General features: G+C 36.5%; 19 protein-coding genes. 12 read left to right on the forward strand and 7 right to left on the reverse strand.

Features of this window, described 5'->3' with window-relative positions; all coding sequences use genetic code 11:
- The first annotated feature begins 62 nt into the window (after positions 1-62).
- Positions 63-2,105: an N-6 DNA methylase gene (locus tag ACTNC6_RS12960; protein ID WP_441044291.1), complete on the forward strand. Its 2,043-nt coding sequence runs from the start codon at positions 63-65 to the stop codon at positions 2,103-2,105.
- A 47-nt stretch (positions 2,106-2,152) separates the two neighbouring features.
- On the opposite strand, the gene ACTNC6_RS12965 is transcribed toward ACTNC6_RS12960, so the two are convergent.
- Both ACTNC6_RS12965 and ACTNC6_RS12970 read right to left on the reverse strand, forming a co-directional pair.
- A complete protein-coding gene (locus ACTNC6_RS12965; protein ID WP_441044293.1) occupies positions 2,153-2,314 on the reverse strand; it encodes a hypothetical protein in 162 nt (53 codons plus the stop codon).
- Positions 2,315-2,325: 11 nt separating this feature from the next.
- Positions 2,326-3,156, reverse strand: coding sequence for a MamI family restriction endonuclease (locus ACTNC6_RS12970; protein ID WP_441044294.1), 831 nt, complete (start codon positions 3,154-3,156; stop codon positions 2,326-2,328).
- A gap of 381 nt (positions 3,157-3,537) precedes the next feature.
- On the opposite strand from ACTNC6_RS12970, the gene ACTNC6_RS12975 reads away from it, so the two are divergent.
- Positions 3,538-4,200 carry a hypothetical protein gene (locus tag ACTNC6_RS12975; RefSeq protein WP_441044295.1) on the forward strand — a complete coding sequence of 221 codons (663 nt, stop codon included), beginning with the start codon at positions 3,538-3,540 and terminating at the stop codon, positions 4,198-4,200.
- Positions 4,201-4,245: 45 nt separating this feature from the next.
- Here the strand turns inward: ACTNC6_RS12975 and ACTNC6_RS12980 are convergent, their stop codons facing one another.
- From ACTNC6_RS12980 to ACTNC6_RS13000, 5 genes are all read right to left on the reverse strand, one after another.
- Positions 4,246-5,148 (reverse strand): phage major capsid protein, encoded by a 903-nt coding sequence (locus ACTNC6_RS12980; protein WP_441044296.1) that lies wholly within the window; start codon positions 5,146-5,148, stop codon positions 4,246-4,248.
- A gap of 1 nt (position 5,149) precedes the next feature.
- The gene (locus tag ACTNC6_RS12985; RefSeq protein WP_441044297.1) at positions 5,150-5,449 is read right to left on the reverse strand and encodes a hypothetical protein; all 300 of its coding nucleotides are present in this window, start codon (positions 5,447-5,449) and stop codon (positions 5,150-5,152) included.
- 248 nt (positions 5,450-5,697) lie between these two features.
- Positions 5,698-5,931 (reverse strand): hypothetical protein, encoded by a 234-nt coding sequence (locus ACTNC6_RS12990; RefSeq protein ID WP_441044298.1) that lies wholly within the window; start codon positions 5,929-5,931, stop codon positions 5,698-5,700.
- 152 nt (positions 5,932-6,083) lie between these two features.
- Positions 6,084-8,339 (reverse strand): phage/plasmid primase, P4 family, encoded by a 2,256-nt coding sequence (locus ACTNC6_RS12995; protein WP_441044299.1) that lies wholly within the window; start codon positions 8,337-8,339, stop codon positions 6,084-6,086.
- An 11-nt stretch (positions 8,340-8,350) separates the two neighbouring features.
- On the reverse strand, positions 8,351-8,560 hold the full coding sequence (locus tag ACTNC6_RS13000; RefSeq protein ID WP_441044300.1) for a hypothetical protein: 210 nt from the start codon (positions 8,558-8,560) through the stop codon (positions 8,351-8,353).
- A 201-nt stretch (positions 8,561-8,761) separates the two neighbouring features.
- Here ACTNC6_RS13000 and ACTNC6_RS13005 point away from each other — a divergent pair, with 201 nt between their 5' ends.
- The 10 genes from ACTNC6_RS13005 to ACTNC6_RS13050 all read left to right on the forward strand — a co-directional run bounded on the left by ACTNC6_RS13005 (position 8,762) and on the right by ACTNC6_RS13050 (position 16,174).
- Positions 8,762-9,172 carry a helix-turn-helix domain-containing protein gene (locus ACTNC6_RS13005; protein ID WP_441044301.1) on the forward strand — a complete coding sequence of 137 codons (411 nt, stop codon included), beginning with the start codon at positions 8,762-8,764 and terminating at the stop codon, positions 9,170-9,172.
- A 184-nt stretch (positions 9,173-9,356) separates the two neighbouring features.
- The gene (locus tag ACTNC6_RS13010; protein ID WP_441044327.1) at positions 9,357-9,569 is read left to right on the forward strand and encodes an excisionase; all 213 of its coding nucleotides are present in this window, start codon (positions 9,357-9,359) and stop codon (positions 9,567-9,569) included.
- Positions 9,570-9,651: 82 nt separating this feature from the next.
- Positions 9,652-9,876, forward strand: a complete 225-nt coding sequence (locus ACTNC6_RS13015) for an excisionase (protein ID WP_187566373.1) — start codon at positions 9,652-9,654, stop codon at positions 9,874-9,876.
- Positions 9,873-10,082 carry a DNA-binding protein gene (locus tag ACTNC6_RS13020; protein WP_441044302.1) on the forward strand — a complete coding sequence of 70 codons (210 nt, stop codon included), beginning with the start codon at positions 9,873-9,875 and terminating at the stop codon, positions 10,080-10,082. The genes ACTNC6_RS13015 and ACTNC6_RS13020 overlap by 4 nt, the downstream gene beginning before the upstream one ends.
- A complete protein-coding gene (locus ACTNC6_RS13025) occupies positions 10,083-11,354 on the forward strand; it encodes a tyrosine-type recombinase/integrase (protein ID WP_441044303.1) in 1,272 nt (423 codons plus the stop codon).
- Between the two features lie 186 nt (positions 11,355-11,540).
- Positions 11,541-12,578: a DUF262 domain-containing protein gene (locus ACTNC6_RS13030; protein WP_187566370.1), complete on the forward strand. Its 1,038-nt coding sequence runs from the start codon at positions 11,541-11,543 to the stop codon at positions 12,576-12,578.
- Positions 12,579-12,580: 2 nt separating this feature from the next.
- Positions 12,581-13,222 carry an MAE_28990/MAE_18760 family HEPN-like nuclease gene (locus ACTNC6_RS13035; protein WP_187566369.1) on the forward strand — a complete coding sequence of 214 codons (642 nt, stop codon included), beginning with the start codon at positions 12,581-12,583 and terminating at the stop codon, positions 13,220-13,222.
- Between the two features lie 92 nt (positions 13,223-13,314).
- Positions 13,315-14,349 (forward strand): hypothetical protein, encoded by a 1,035-nt coding sequence (locus ACTNC6_RS13040; protein ID WP_441044304.1) that lies wholly within the window; start codon positions 13,315-13,317, stop codon positions 14,347-14,349.
- Positions 14,350-14,533: 184 nt separating this feature from the next.
- Positions 14,534-15,004: a low molecular weight protein-tyrosine-phosphatase gene (locus tag ACTNC6_RS13045; RefSeq protein WP_441044328.1), complete on the forward strand. Its 471-nt coding sequence runs from the start codon at positions 14,534-14,536 to the stop codon at positions 15,002-15,004.
- Between the two features lie 234 nt (positions 15,005-15,238).
- Complete coding sequence (locus ACTNC6_RS13050; protein ID WP_441044305.1) at positions 15,239-16,174, forward strand: DUF5688 family protein; 936 nt, start codon at positions 15,239-15,241, stop codon at positions 16,172-16,174.
- The last annotated feature ends 11 nt before the right edge of the window (positions 16,175-16,185 follow it).

Raw genomic sequence — 16,185 nt, forward strand, 5'->3', positions numbered from 1 at the left:
ATCTTGATTTTTTTGTTGCAATATGTTATGTTTATATCAAGAACTTTATTAGGAGGAACAAAATGAATTCAGGAGTAAGTTATTCAATGTTTTATGAAATACTTCTAAATTTGAGAGAATATTTTCATAGCTATGGAAGAATTGATGATTCAAATGCGAAACTAGATGAGATTATAAAATTGATTGCTATTAATTATGAATTAGCATCTAAAGGAGAAAAATTTTCACTTCAATATATAAGAAAAATGGCATTAGAATTAACTGGGAATGAAAACAATATTGCAGACGGCTTAATTAGATTATTTGAAAGAGAAGCTGAGGATAAAATTTTTTATAATGATGATGGAACCAATATTTTTGGTGCAAATCCAACTTTATGTTTACAATCAAACGAAAATGAATTTGCTGAGAAATTAATTAGTGAAATAGAAAAAATAGATTTTATACATTTATTAGAAAGTCATAGATATTCTGACTTCGATATAATAAATGAGTGCTTTGGACATTTTGTGAGAGAAAATTTTAGAAATAATAAAGAAGATGCTCAGTATATGACACCGTATGAGATTTCAGAACCAATATTAGATGTCATATTTAGCGACATGGAAAAAGACGGATATTTTACTGATGATGTATTGAAAGAATTCACAATAATGGATCCAACATGTGGTGTAGGTACACTTTTGATAGAAAGTGCTAATCATTTTACTAGATATATTGAAAAGAAAATATCTAATAGTAAAAAGAAAGAAAAGTATATTGAAAATTTTAGAAGAAGTGGAATGATTGGACAAGATAAAGTTGAGAGAATGGTCCGTTTGTCAAAGATAAATGCATTATTACTAGGCTGCAATATGTCCAATATTAAAATTGGAAATAGTATTATAGGGGAGAGTACGATAAATTCATATATTGGAAATGTAAATATGATATTTACTAATCCTCCATTTGGCGCCGAATATGAAATCTCCCAATTGAATATGGAAGAATACCCTATCCTTAATGAAATGGATATATCAGTTAATAATATATCGTCAGAATTGTTAATGCTAGATAAATGCATTGCTCTTCTTAAGGAAAACGGATATATGGCTATTGTTTTGCCGGATTCAGTTTTTGCATCCAAAGGATTAAATTCATTATATAGGGAAGCAATATTAAAAAGTGTTACGATTAAAGGTGTATATGAGTTGCCATCTGTTACATTTGCACAGGCAGGGACAAGGACAAATACTTGTGTATTGTATTTGCAGAAAAAGAAAACAGTTGCTGATAATAAAATGTTTATGGCTATATGTGCAGACTTAGGTTATATTGTAAAAGAAAAAATGGGTGTTCCGGTTAAAATTTCAAAGGGAAAAAATGATATGCTGGATATTGCATCCATTCTTTGCAATAATAAAAATTGTGCGAAAATTTTGTTGGAGAATCCCTCGGTTACGCAAGTGTCAATGGATGAATTGACCGATGATGTAATTAAACCTAGTTTTTATGCTGCAGGAAGATTTAAAACTGTAGAGAATATGAAAAAAATCGGAATAGCTGGGTATGAGGTAAAAAAACTGTCTGATGTTGTTGAGTTTGTTACAACTTCAAGAAAAAGCTATATGGTGTCGGAGTCGATTAAGCACATTAGTATTTTACATGTTAATGATAATTGTACTATTAATTTTAGCGAAGTTGAGAAGTTTGAGCCTATTTCAAAGGGAAGAAGTTGTATAAAAGGAGATCTGATATTTTCGAAGCTGAATCCTAGAATACCTAGAATGGCTGTTGTTCCTGAAAAAGAATATAACTTAGTGTGCTCAAATGAATTCGAAATAATCAAACCAATAGGAGATATTGATGCATACACATTGTGTTTTATCTTGCGAACGAACAGTGTAAAAGTTCAAATAGAAAGCATGACTTCTGGAACATCATCTTCACATAGCAGAATTAAAAGAGAACAATTGGGTGACATATTGATTCCAGTTCCGGTAGGTGAAAAACAAATCAAAGAGATGAAAATGATGGGAGAAAAAATAAAAAAGGCAATTGAAGAAATTTATATTGGTGAAAATGCTATTTTAGAACAACAATTGTTGTTAGAAAATATATACTAATCTGATGACGAAGCTACCATTTTTATGGTAGCTTCATGTATAGTCTCTTAAATAAAAATTACAACATTTGAATCTTCATCAGAAGAATCGTTATCGTCGGTATCGACACAACCGATTTCATAAGTTCTATCTGTTGAATCATCATATATTATTACATCTGAATTAGTATCAAAAGTGTGTAGAATATCGATTAATTCTGATACCTTCATTTATACCTCCTTTAGAATTTACTAATTATAACTTCATTATTGACAATTTCAGCCTTAAATATTAATTCAGAGCCAGGTGTGTTTTCTAGTGGAATTTGTAATTTTGAAAAACCATTTTCTTTTCCGTTACCGTGACGAGCATAGTTTTGATTCGTTCCGTTTTTAGGAGGGAACAATTGGAAATTAACACTTGGCTTTTTGGTTGTATCAGCAAATTTGGGATAACCAAGTTTGTTCATCCATTCAATATAGCGTGCCCGTAAAATTTGGTGTTCCTGAATATTAACTTTCCAAATTCGAATTCGATAGTTTTTTTCCGGGTTCAAATCAATAGAAAGAAGAAAAATAGCTTTGTATTCAAGGAAACGTTCCATAATTTCAGGTGTTACGGCTGTAAAATTCCATCTAGGAGCAGTAGCGCCTGCTTTATCTAATGAATCTAGAAAATTAGCCCCTTTTACTTCTGAACCATCACATAAATCATCGCCTTTACCGCGCATGCCTTGGCCTGCAATTTGAGTCTGTAAAGATACAAGGTGCTGTGCAATGTAACCTGTATCAATCATTGATGATTGGGCTGTAAGCGTGCTCCAGTGTGATAGTAAATTTCGTTGTTTGACAACTTGTTCCTCGATGAGAGCCTTAGCCAATTCTTTTCGTTGCTCTTTAGATAACAATTTTAAGGCATAATTTGAAATAGTAACTCGATCTTCAATAGGTACTTTGTCAATCTCAATATGAATTGTTTCGGTTGTTAATTCACTGTTAATTGTTTGAGGATCTTTGTTATTTTTTATTATTTCTTTAATTGCTGTACAATATGCTTCTAGACGTGCTTCCATATTATCAATATCCTCCTAAAAGTTTGATCAAGTTTATCATATCAAAAAAATGTATAGATTACTAGATGGAACTTACGAGTAAAAGTATAAGAGGCAGAGGGGCGGCCTAAATCTCTACCACTATTTTCCCTAAAGACCGATGCCCCCTCTCACGCAGATTTTCGCGAAATTGCATAGGGGGTATTGCCTTTGCAGGATTTTAGCGGTTAAATTGGCTGGAATTAAGGCTGAAATTCAAAATAATGTGCGCGAATAGTATTGTTGTTTCGTGTAAAAGTAGGGCTGCCTTGAAATAGGGTAGCTCTTTTTCAAATATTGTGTTGACTAATTTGCCCGTTAGAGTGATATATGTACATACCAAAAAGAAAGGTGGTATGTGCGATGATTACGGAAATTGATTTTAGGGTTAAAGGTGAGGAACGAAAGAAGCTGGCTTATGCCATAGGTGAATTACTTGGAATGCCGGTAAAGTACACCAGAACACCCAAGTTTGATTACTTGATTGGAAGCAACGTTCTGGATAAAAATGGAGTGTTCCATGCATCTGAGAATATGACAGAAAGTAAGTTGGAATTGGTTTTAGAACGGTTTTACAAAGGCGAGCCTATACAACAATCAGAGCAGATGGAAGAAGAAAATGTCGAAGAAGATGGACTGATTATATCAGTTTCGAGGAAAATATTCAAGGATGATAAGCTGGAAAATTTGCAGAAGTTGATAGAAGGGAAGCAAACACTTTTTAAACACGCATTCCTGACAGAGCAGTTGGAGGTTGTTATTACCGAGAATCAGGTTTCATTTCCCTGGTTTCCACTTGCGTCTGAGCCGGATGCGGTAAATGCTTATACAGAATTTATTTCCAAACTGTGCGAATTAGCAATAAAGCTAAAACGAGTATCACTGACGGATAAAGAAGTTGAGAATGAAAAATACGCATTCCGATGTTTTCTTTTACGCTTGGGATTTATCGGAGACGATAGCAAGAATGCTCGCCGGATTCTTCTTCAAAATCTTTCTGGAAATTCAGCATTTCGCAAAGCATAAAATAATGATATTCTTTGGTGCAGGGTTTCACAGAGATGCCCTGTACTATTTTATCTTAAGAAGCTGTACGGCTTCTGGACGGATGAGCTTGCCATCGATACGCTCATAAGCTGCGTATCCGGTCAGATTTTCGCGGGCATACAGTTCTGTCAAGACTTTCACAGAAAGGGGCTGTCGCTCTAATATCCAGAAGTAGGACAGATCTCCAAATGCAACAGGAACGCTGCTGTCTGCTATATCCGGCATATAGGGAGATATAATCACTGGCCTGCTTAAAATCGTGTCATCTGACTGACGCCACAGATAATTGCCATCCTTGTCTTTTAATGTTCTGAGGGTTAATGCTGTATTGTCATTCATTAACCAGACGCCATTCTTCCTGAATTCAGGCTTGGTGGCAAAGTATAATGCGATAATATCATCATAAGATAAACTATCGGCAGTATCAATAGAACGTCCTGTCTCGGCGGTTATTAAAAGGCCTGTTGGCTCGTTTACGCCTGTTCCGTTGATGAAAACCTGTTCTTCGGCTCTGCCAAATCTGCGAGCAAATTCATTTGTTAAATACTTTTCTACATTGAAGTGCATATCCTCAATGAATCGGTTATTTAATTTTGATACAGCAGCTACCTTGTAAGAAGAAAAAGATGCTTTGTCAAAAGAATCGTTATCCTCTGGAAAGGCAGTAGATTCATCTACAATGGCTGCATTAGCAGTAGAGAATACTGTTTGGATGAGACCTTCTTTGGTTGGGGCATGAAGAACAGTTCCAAGTCTGCGGAATAAGTTTTCTTTTTCAACAGCATCTGAAAAGTCGTTGAAACTGCCAGAAGGAAACATATAGCTGTCGGAGCCCTTGTCATATCCTTCAGATAAAATTTTCTCATTTCTTTTTTTGTTCCGGATAGCATTGCTAAATTCGTAATTATAATCGCTGGATGTTAACATATTACATACCTCCTTCAATATGGGCCAGTCTTGGATCGCACTGGCTACAGATTAGTGTGTTACGGTTGATTGCTTCAAGTTCGTGCTGACAGTGGTGCGGACAGATTATCTGCAGATGTTTGGCAGCAGGAACCTTTTCCTGTGATAAGCCTTCAAGATGGAACAGACCACTACGACATTCTGAAATACCAAATTCGTAGCTGCCATCTTTTATGAGAGAATCCTCACTGAATTCTCCAAAATAATTGTGATACTTTCCGTCGGTTGCTGACATCTGTAATGGAAAAATAAACTTACTCATGATTTCTACCTCCTCTAAAATCTGTGAAATGATGCTTGTTACAATAACTTTCTGCGTCTGATCTGCTTGTAAAGAATATGGTGGAAAATCCACGTAAGATACACCAACAATAATCTGATGGTGATTTACTTCTCATAATAGCAACAGGGCGTCCTTGCGGTGTAGCCATGAGTGATATTACATCGTAGTGTGCTGTTTCCAAATTACTTGGAACGAAGCAGGACGCATAACATGGTTGAGACATTGTATCAATCCTCCAATCTTTTCTTAAAATGATCAAAGTAAAAACTCTGTAATTCTTCGTAAGTGTCAAAATAGTGGCCCGTACCACAGTATTTCAGACACCAGGGCGTATCTGTGGTATTGCGGCTTTTCATAACGATGGCTGCAAAATTCATGGTTTGAGGAATGATCTTGATTACTTCATAACGCTCATAATCTAATCCAGTCCACAGATATCGCTTTAAATTTTCGTCAATCAAACGGTTTCCTCCTTCCTTATAAGGTGCATCCAATTTTGGGTGTCGCTCTATGACGGTCAATTACATAACTTTTTATATACAATAAATTTTTCTCTTATAAGAAAAGTTGTATATAAGAGTGTCACCGACTGACACCACATATGAAATGGATGTTATGCTGCAAAAATGGATTTTAAACGAAGTCCTTTCACATACCTTCCGGATTTATCGCGTTTACGCTCAAAACCTGCATGTTCAATTGCGGCATAAAAGTCTGCTGTTCCCCTGATATACTCTCCTGTATTCATGCAGTGACCACGATAAGAGGAATACAGCTCACCGGATTTTTCTTTATAACTGTCATCGATTTCACAACATTCACATAAGAAATCATCAAGCCAGTCATTTTCTTCCCGATATGCTTTGATTGCATTCTGCACACATTCCGGTGGATCAATCTGAAAGTTATTCTGATATACCATTTTGGCACCTTCAATAATCCAGGTGAGAACTGCCCCTCCGGCATTTTCAAAAAGATAATCAGCATAATTCTTAATATCAGATTTGCCTTCAATCTTTGCGTTGAAAGGAATAACAATCAACCTACGCCAAGTACCGGGATCGGTAGCACCTACCTTTGGAAGATGATTGGTATAAAGAACAGTAAGATGACTCGGTGTGAAACTAAGTGGATCTTTATATTTCTTTTCACCATATATCTGGTCGGTAGAGCATAGCTGTTTGATTGTTGCTGTATTAAGGCGTGTACCTTCTTCTAACTCGGATGCAATAAGAATGCGTTTTCCTTTTGTTTCAGCAAGCTCCGGTTTTACATTCCTACGACAGCCAACAGTGAGTGCGTCAGCGGAAATGTTACCGCTGTATGTTCCCATGACTTTTGCTATGGTATTCCAGAAGGTAGATTTACCATTCCGGCCTTCCCCATATGCAATAATCAAGGCTTCTACATATACTTTCCCGATAGCAGCAAGGCCAACAATCATCTGTACATATTGGATAAGCTCTGTGTCATTGCAGAAGAATTTGTTTAGTGCATCCATCCAAATCTCATTTCCGTTATTATCCGGTGAGACAGCAGTAACCTTTGTCATGAGATCACTGGCTTCATGGGGCCTTGCACCTGCGATACCATCCGGAAGATGATAAATTGCAGTTGGTGTATTCAGATCATCAGCATTTGCATCTAAATCTTCCGGGGCCTTTAACAACATTGGTCGGGCTTCTTTTAATGCAGAAGAAATGTATTTGGAATCACGACGCTTTATTACAAAGTTTTTGTAATTCATAGCCTCTTCAAACATATTGTATGAATACTTTTGCTCCGGAGTAAAAAGGTTAAGTGCTTTAGATTTGCTCATACTGGCAAGAATCGATAAAGCACCATTTTGCTTCATTAGCTCCATTGCTTTCAGACGATAGCCTTCTGCATCATCAAGTTGTGAAGTTGTTAGGTCTTGAACAACAGCTTGGGCCTTTTCGTCGGATGCTTCCCAGAGGATGCCGTTATACCTAAGGTAGCCTGTTGCTGTGGTAAAAACCAGTTCATTTTCATGCTCCCTACTCAAGATTTCTGCCTGACCGACATCTGAAAAATCATTCGGAATAAGAGAGGGTTTAAAGTTGTAAATCTCTGGTGGAATATAATCCTCTTGCTTTGCAATCTGCTTTCCAAAGTTACATGCGCTGTCCCAAATGTGGTCGATTTCCTCTTGGGGAAGAGGAGAGCTGCATTTGTCTACCTCGGCCAGAAATAATCGCTTTGCCTCTTCTGTAGCACCATAACGCTTTATCAATATACCTGCTGTATGAGATAAGGTTGCGTTGCGCTGGCCTTCTGGGATATTTTCCAAATCTCTGCACCAGCTATCGTCATTTTCTACGAGAAAAGCATTTAACGACATAGTGCCGGCATGAAATTCTACATCAGGAGATGTCGTCCCGAAGAAAAACCTGGATGCGTCTACAGCATTTGGATCAACAAAAGGAAAATATTTACTAAGTTGCTCTTTTAATTGTTTGTGTTCTGCAGCAGAAATGATAGTGTCTGTTGCAAATATAATATGAAATCTTGGACGAGCCGATTGGCTGCCTTTGCACTTAATATGGTTGCGACTGTAATGGATGGCATAAGTCACAGGTTCGAATTCCTGTGCAATTTTTTCGGCAGTAATCCAGTCATTTGGATTGTCAGAAAATTCGTTATCGATATCGAAGCCGGCACAATTGCTTGTTATAAAGTTAGCATTGCTGCGGCGATAATTTGAAAATTCTGCACAGACATAATCGTGACTTACGCATTCCATAAGGGAAGCGGTATCTACAACATCTATTCGGTGAGAATATTTGTTGTTCTTGGAGTTCCCGGTACAGTCAGCATAATACATGGTTAACATGCATGTGTTTTCCATTGTAATTCCTCCTATTGGCTGTTGTTTTCTGGTTTCAATGCATTTTCGGCATCTAAGTTGTGAAGCTGCTCGCATAACTTGTCGTAGTTAATGAGCGCTTTGTTTCCAACATAGATAGCCGGGAGCTTTCCTTCTTTTAATAGAAGTCTTAATGCGTGCTCCGATAAAAGTCCTGTTTTGGCAATTTCGCGAATTGTCATCATAGTTGGTGTAATCGCCATGAGAATACCTCCTTTCTCACATATTATAAGAATGAATTTGCTTATTTTTTATAAGAAAAGCAACCTCGTTTATGTATATACTACCATGTTACGTGAGAAAATACAATATAAAATCTTAGAAAAACTAAGAAAAGTTGTAAAATAGTATTGCACATTCTTAGATTTCGTGATACTATAATAAACGAAAGGTGGTATAAGCACATGAGTTTTTCAGAACGTATTAAAGAATTGCGCAAAGAAAAAGGAATAACACAGATTGAGTTGGCAGATGCAATGGGACTTTCAAAAGGAACGGTTGCTATGTGGGAAGTTGGAAAACGAGAAGCTAATTTTGATACCTTAGATAAGTTATCTGTTTATTTTCAAGTATCAGTAGATTATTTGCTGGGACGTTCTAATGATAGAAGTCAGAAAGCGTATGAAGATGACCTTGTTGAAAGAATGTTAGGTCCTGATCCAAAAGAAATGAAGCAGTGTGTTGAAGATTTCTTCAAGCTGGACGAATTTGGCATGCGAGCTGTTATGGATTTGATAAAAAATGAGTATAAGCGTTGCGTTGAGCAGGATTCGTTGCAGGATGCATATTCTCATTATAAATTAATAGATGAATAAGGAACTGTCTTAAGTGTACAAGTCCTCCGAATACAAAGGTTACATATTTGCAGGAAGGAGGATATTTCAAATGAACAATAGAAAAATAGCAACGCCGGTGAAAGACCAGGTAAGTGCAACCAGCACCATATCAAAAGGGTGCGTGGATAATGGCAATACCTGTTCTGACACCGGCGTTTTTAATTTGGAAGATGATGAGAAAAAGATAGTGGTTCCGGTGCCTGAAAAATACACGCTTACAATTAAGGAAGCAGCTGCGTACTTCAATATAGGGACAAAAAAGCTACGTAGGCTAGCAGAGGAAAATACAGATCGTTTTGCAGTTTTTAGTGGAAATAAGTATCTGATAATTCGCACAAAATTTGAGAAATTTATCGATGAATCTTCGGAGATATAAATTGTTTTTATCTGCCAAAAAGTACTGGACTAATTGAGCAGACAGAGGGATATATGGTATGCAAAGAAAGGAGGCATGTTCGATGAGAGAAGCAAAGAAACCTATGCCAATATGTGAAAAGTATATGCTTACAATAAAAGAGGCGGCAGAGTATTTTAATATTGGCATCAAGAAGATGAGACGCTTGGCTGAAGATAACGAAGGAGAATTTGCCATTTATATGGGAAATCGATACCTTGTTATCAGAGAGCGCTTTGAAAACTATATTGTGAACTTAAGTTGCGGAGGGGAGGATGAGGAAGAGTGAAAAATCCAAGTCCAGGAGTAAAGGATATTATCACACCCACCGAAGCGATTGATTATTTTGTACTCAGTCGTAGGAAGTTTTATGATTTATTAAAATTGGATAAGCAGAAGGATTTTCTTGTGTTCTATAAGGAACGCAAGATGATAATTCGCACAGCGTTTGCAAAGTATCTGGAAGCGAATCCGGATTTAAGGAGGCGATGTTAAATGGCAAAGTCAGGTATCAGAAGAGATTCAAAGCACCGGGTGCTGCGTAGAGGTGAGTCAATTCGATGGGATGGAAAATACCAATTCAAGTACCATGTAGATGGCAAGGCACATTTTGTGTACAGTTGGAGATTAGAGCCTACGGATAAGCTGCCGACAGGAAAGAAGCCATGCTTATCGCTTAGGGAACTTGAAAAGCAGATTGGTTATGATCTGGATTCACAAATGCATCCGGAAGGAAGAAGTATGACGGTTGAGGAATTGGTAGAGCGTTATTTATCTACCAGGATTGGAGTCAAGCCGAATACGAAATCCAATTATAATTTTGTGAAAAATCTTATGAAGAAAGAGGATTTTTATTATAAGAAGATAGGCGATGTAAAAACTTCGGATGCGAAGCTGTTTCTGATAAAGTTACAGCAGGATGGAAAAAGGTATAGTACAGTAAAAACAGTGCGTGGCGTGTTAAGGCCGGCTTTTCAAATGGCAGTGGATGATGATGTGCTTCATAAAAATCCATTTGGCTTTGAACTTGCCGGCGTGGTGGTGAATGACAGTGTTACCAGAGAAGCGCTAACGCGAGATCAAATGCGTAAATTCCTGAAGTTTGTTCATGACGATAATGTATACTGCAAATATTATGAAGTGGTATACATACTTTTCCATACTGGTATGCGAATTTCAGAATTTTGTGGTCTTACAATTAAGGATATTAATTTGGAAAACAGGATTGTGAATATAGACCACCAGCTTCAGAGGTTATCCGATATGACCTTAGTAATTGAGCCAACAAAGACTTCTGCCGGAACGAGAAAACTTCCGATAACAGAGGATGTCGCAAAATGCTTTCAGGCCATCATAGAGGATAGGGAAAAGCCCAAGGTAGAAAAGGTGGTGGACGGATATACCGGTTTCCTGTTTTTGGATGACAAAGGCCTGCCACTGGTGGCAATGCACTGGGAACATCGATTCAATCATATGGTGAAGCGGTACAACGATATCTATCGGGTGCAGATGCCGAATATCACGCCACATGTTTGCCGGCACACGTATTGCAGCAATATGGCGAAATCCGGCATGAATCCTAAAACACTGCAGTATCTTATGGGACATAGTGATATAGGAGTTACACTTAACACCTACACGCATTTGGGACTAGAGGATGCTGAGGATGAATTAAAAAGGCTGGAAGACCTACAGAATGCCAGAAAGGAATTGGAACGGACGCAAGGGGAGAAGCCGGTGTCGCAGAGGATGTTTAAGGCAATATAGAAGAATAGTTGAATTTAAGCTGGGCGGGTGCTCAGCTTCTTCTTGTGGTTAACCTGATAAGGAAGGAGGGTGTGGAAATAATCATGAATGCTATGGAGATTAAAATGCTATGAAAAATCAATGAGTAATGTTATAATAATCACAAGTATATTTACGTATATTTTTACGGTTAGAGGAGAATATATTATGATAGATTTAAATTCAGAATTAATGGAGCAAAAAATGAAAGTTGATTTTAATACCTACGACTTATCTGTTAAAGAGTTGTTAAGTATGGTAAATGATGGGCTGATAAATATAGCGCCAGAATATCAGCGACAGTTTAGATGGGATGAAGAACGCCAGTCAAGTTTAGTTGAATCTCTTTTCTTGGGAATTCCAGTTCCAAGTCTTTTCATGGCAACAAATGTGGATGGAACTTGGGAAGTGATTGATGGAGTGCAGAGACTTAGTACAATGATTTGTTTTGCAGGAGATGATAGTGTACGAGAGAAAGTCAATGCAAAAAAAGTTGAGCCCTTGAAACTGAAAGGGTTATCAAAACTAGCCAATTTTAATGATAAGAGATTTTCTGATCTTCCAGTAGGTGTACAAAATAAGTTTAAATTGACTAGTATTAAAGTCACTACGTTGAGTGATAAAAGCGATAAAGATGTACGTTTTGATTTGTTTGAACGATTGAATAAAGGAGGTGTAAATCTTACACCTCAGGAAATTCGTAGTTGTGTTTATCGAGGAGGATTTAATGATTTCTTAAAAGAGCTATCCAAAGATTCTAATTTTAAGAATTGCGTGCATTTATCTGAGAGTCAAGAAAATGATGGTACACGAGAGGAACTTGTTTTGAGATTTTTTGCGTATTTGTATGATTTGGATTCGTTTGAGCATAGCGTAAAAGATTTCTTGAATAATTATATGTCAAAAGCTGATAAAGGATTTAATTATAGTGAAAATGATAAATTATTCAGAACAGTATTCAAAATATTGAATGATGCCTTGCCTAATGGCATAAGTAAAGGAAGGAAAAATACACCACTTAATCTTTTTGAGGCTGTGTCAGTAGGAGCTGCATTAGCATACATGAATAATGGAAAAATAAATACTGCAGGAATGGATGAATGGCTAAAAGATAAAGAATTATTAAAATATATTACAGGAGCTACTAATTCGAAACCGAGAGTAATAGGCAGAATTGAGTTCTGTAGAAAAAAGTTTGAGGGATAAAAGTGTTTGATGAAATAAAGGAAGAAATGACTCGTAAAATATGTGAACTAAGAATATGGCTTAGTAACATAAATGATAGTGATGATTTTTCTGCGATTAACAAGGGATTGTTTTATGTGTATATATATGGTATTTATGAGGAAACAGTTAGAACTGTCGTTCAGAAAACGATAGAGGAATTAAATGCCAAATCAGTAAAGATTGATGAGTGCATATATGAGCTGTATGCACTCATTTTTTCTACAGAATATGACAGCATATATGGTGTAGGTAATGAACATAAGTGGGAAAAAAGGTGGAATATTTCGGATAAATTAACTCAGAATCCTGTTGTTGTTATTCCGAATGAAATAATACCTACTGATGGGAAGAATCTGCGATATAGACAATTAGAAAGTATCGCAAAAACTTTTGGTATTCATAATGCAATTCTTCCCAGGGCAGAAATTGGAGGAGATATCCAGGAAATGGTTGACAAAAGGAATTATATTGCACATGGCAATAAAACTCCAAAAGAAGTGGGACGTGAAGTTTCTGTTAATGATTTACAACGTAAATTAGATCATATCTCGGAGGCATGTACATATATTATTGAGTTATATGAGGAATATATTGAAGAACAATTGTATTTGAAGAATCATTAAAAGTAATTTGTTGTAAAACGTCACATAAGTTTTTGTACTACGCAAATTACCGGAATATGAGAAGAATTACATGTTTTTAGGAGTGAACTAGTGTGGATGGTTTAAACTTAAATCCAGTGCAGAAAGCAGCATTTTCCTTAATCCAACAAGACCTTAGATATATTTATACGGTTATAAAATATATAAATCCAGATGAATCGAACTATATTCCGTCTATGATGCCATATTTTGGAGTTATCATTGATGGTGCAGAAGATTGGGTGAAAGCAATCAATAATTCGAATAAGTGTAAGCTTCAGATGCCCTTATTTAAAGAAACTGAACAGGTGTTTTACGAGCAAATTAGGAATAGTATAAAACTATGGCAACAGGATTATGAAAAAATATATAATCTATTAGGTGACGCATATCGAAAAAGTGATGATTATTTTGGAAGTGTATGTAAACCTATAGCTAAAAAATTACATCTTTATGATATTTATGGTGTTGATTCTGTAAATGGAGTGATTTGTGGTAACACTATTTTATGCCAATACTATTCACCCTTTTTTTCATATACTGGCAATAATGGAGAGTACATAAAATCAATGACAGAAATTGGTGGTAGATATACTAGACTGTTTAATGCTATGAGTAAATATCATGTAAATACCGATTTTAAATTCGATGTTCAGGATTATGGAGGTTTTATAAAATCGCCAGTTGGAAATGTGTATAGTGATAGATTTGTTCTATTATCTATTTTATGTCAGATTAATTTTTTGTTGTATGGTGTTGAACAATGGGTAAAAGATGAAATACCTACGAAGTTGAGATTTGGATATTTGTTGTATTTTTCTTTAATAAATGTCATTGATCAGATAAATTCAAAGCTAGGAATTACTTTTAAAATTGATACGAGCTGGAAATCAGATAGATTTCGGAATGCTATGGCACACTACAAGTTAGGAATAGTATTAAAGGAGAATGAATTGATAAGTTGCGATGCAATGTTTGGATTAACAAGGAAACTATTTGGAGAGGATTATCTCATCGTAAAAAAGTCAATTTATAAGGAACTTAAAGGATTAGCGAAACAGATAGGTGAGTATCTTGAATTACCACAAAGAATGGTATATTTACAGTAATCATTAGTAGTAATCCCACCCGCTTTTTACTACGTTTCTACTACGATTGCTGTACACATCTTGCAATATTTTGCTAAGATTTGCATTTTTTGTACAGAAATGACCGATACATAAAGAAGAATTTACACCGCGCAAATCGCTGCAAATGGCAGCAGGATAGCGCATTTTGAAAGGAGATAGAGATTTGATTAAAGTCTTATTCATCTGCCACGGCAATATCTGCCGATCAACTTTAAGTGAGAGTGTCTTTACCTACAAGGTAAAGTCCATGGGCTTAGCCGATCAATTTATAATTGATAGTTTTGCAACAAGTCGTGAGGAGATTGGTAATCCTCCGCACAGGGGAACAGTAAACAAATTAAGGGAGGTAGGAATCCCTTTAGTGCCTCATAGAGCTAAGCAGATTACTTTAGCAGATTATGATAAGGCGGATTATATTATTGGCATGGATACCGCCAATATACGAAACCTTAACAGGATGTTAAAGGGAGATCCAGAGGGGAAGATTTATAAGCTTCTGTCATTTGCCGGGTCAGGAAGAGATATAGCAGATCCATGGTATACCGGTGATTTTGATAAGACGTATAATGATGTACTGGAAGGCTGTGAGGGCTTTTTGGAATATTTATATGAAAAAGGAGAAATCCATAGATAAGAGGGAATAATACCTTGCAAGGACAGCTGTTTCGGTAAGGTTTTGTCGATGAGTTTTACTTTACAAATGACAGAGAGTATTTTATACTTGGTCTACAGCAACTCTTAAGGGAGCTATCTGCTCCCTTCTTTTTTACCCTGAACATAATTGTCGGGGAATTTCAATCAGGGCGTCCTGCCCGAATATGTTTCCAATTTTTATTCAGTTAAAAAAATAATAGAAAGGAAAAATTATATGCAGAAGGATTATGAAATCTTTATTGAGGATCTCCAGGAAAAAATTTATCAGAAGGGAGAAATCCCGAGGGAGAATATGAAGTTTGAAAGGGAGGGCGGCAAATATGCTATTGGCGGTGACAGGCTTTTAGTAAAATTTGCAGAACATGAGGATGCCTGGGAGATGTGCGGAGTGTATACCCAGGAGCTTTTTCGAGCGTTTCAGGAAGGCAGAACCATAGAGGACATTGTGGAAGAAATTGTCAGAGATATATCAGGAATCAGAAAAGCTGATATTTATGAAAAGACCAGGGATATTTGGGATTATGAGAAAACGAAAAAAAGACTTTTTATCAGATTATTAAATGCAGAAAAATATGAAGATGAATTAAAAGACGCAGTTTACAGAACTCTGGGAGATGTGGCACTGGTACTCTATATGAAAGTTTCTGAGCAGGATGACTGCATTACCAGTACTAAAATTCGCCAGAGTATAGTGAAAAAATGGAATAGAGACTGCGATACAGTAATAAAAGAAGCACTGGTGAATACTTACCTTATGAGTCCTCCCAGAATTTACAGATGGGAACAGATGATTTTTGATCCGGAATATGAAGGAGAGAATTTTATGGATCTGACGGGAATTCATGAATTAAAAAAGGATGCCATGGGAAACTGTTTAAGTACTTCAAAAAAGACAAATGGTGCAGTGGCTGTATTTTTGCCGGGAGTGGCAGAAAGATTGGCGGCACTTCTGGAGTCGGACTTCTATATGGTATTTACCAGTATTCACGAAGTGATGATCCATAATGACAGGAATGTAGAACCAGAGGATCTGAAAGAGGTATTGCAGGAAACCATAAAATCTGCAACTCCTAAAGAAGACTACCTTACTTCCAGAATCTATCATTACAGCAGGGCAACACATAAGTTTACCTGTGTGTCAGAAGACTAAAAAGAAAAGCC

The sequence above is a fragment of the Blautia sp. HCP3S3_C4 genome (assembly GCF_052064095.1).
Taxonomy (GTDB): Bacteria; Bacillota; Clostridia; order Lachnospirales; family Lachnospiraceae; genus Blautia_A.

Coding starts and splice junctions, on each gene's coding strand:
- ACTNC6_RS13005 (WP_441044301.1), top strand. CDS start 8,762: ATGAGTTTTTCAGAACGTATTAAAGAATTGCGCAAAGAAAAAGGAATA.
- ACTNC6_RS12970 (WP_441044294.1), bottom strand. CDS start 3,156: ATGGAAGCACGTCTAGAAGCATATTGTACAGCAATTAAAGAAATAATA.
- ACTNC6_RS13030 (WP_187566370.1), top strand. CDS start 11,541: ATGATAGATTTAAATTCAGAATTAATGGAGCAAAAAATGAAAGTTGAT.
- ACTNC6_RS13050 (WP_441044305.1), top strand. CDS start 15,239: ATGCAGAAGGATTATGAAATCTTTATTGAGGATCTCCAGGAAAAAATT.
- ACTNC6_RS12995 (WP_441044299.1), bottom strand. CDS start 8,339: ATGGAAAACACATGCATGTTAACCATGTATTATGCTGACTGTACCGGG.
- ACTNC6_RS12975 (WP_441044295.1), top strand. CDS start 3,538: ATGATTACGGAAATTGATTTTAGGGTTAAAGGTGAGGAACGAAAGAAG.
- ACTNC6_RS12960 (WP_441044291.1), top strand. CDS start 63: ATGAATTCAGGAGTAAGTTATTCAATGTTTTATGAAATACTTCTAAAT.
- ACTNC6_RS13000 (WP_441044300.1), bottom strand. CDS start 8,560: ATGGCGATTACACCAACTATGATGACAATTCGCGAAATTGCCAAAACA.
- ACTNC6_RS13015 (WP_187566373.1), top strand. CDS start 9,652: ATGAGAGAAGCAAAGAAACCTATGCCAATATGTGAAAAGTATATGCTT.
- ACTNC6_RS12965 (WP_441044293.1), bottom strand. CDS start 2,314: ATGAAGGTATCAGAATTAATCGATATTCTACACACTTTTGATACTAAT.
- ACTNC6_RS12980 (WP_441044296.1), bottom strand. CDS start 5,148: ATGTTAACATCCAGCGATTATAATTACGAATTTAGCAATGCTATCCGG.
- ACTNC6_RS12985 (WP_441044297.1), bottom strand. CDS start 5,449: ATGAGTAAGTTTATTTTTCCATTACAGATGTCAGCAACCGACGGAAAG.
- ACTNC6_RS13025 (WP_441044303.1), top strand. CDS start 10,083: ATGGCAAAGTCAGGTATCAGAAGAGATTCAAAGCACCGGGTGCTGCGT.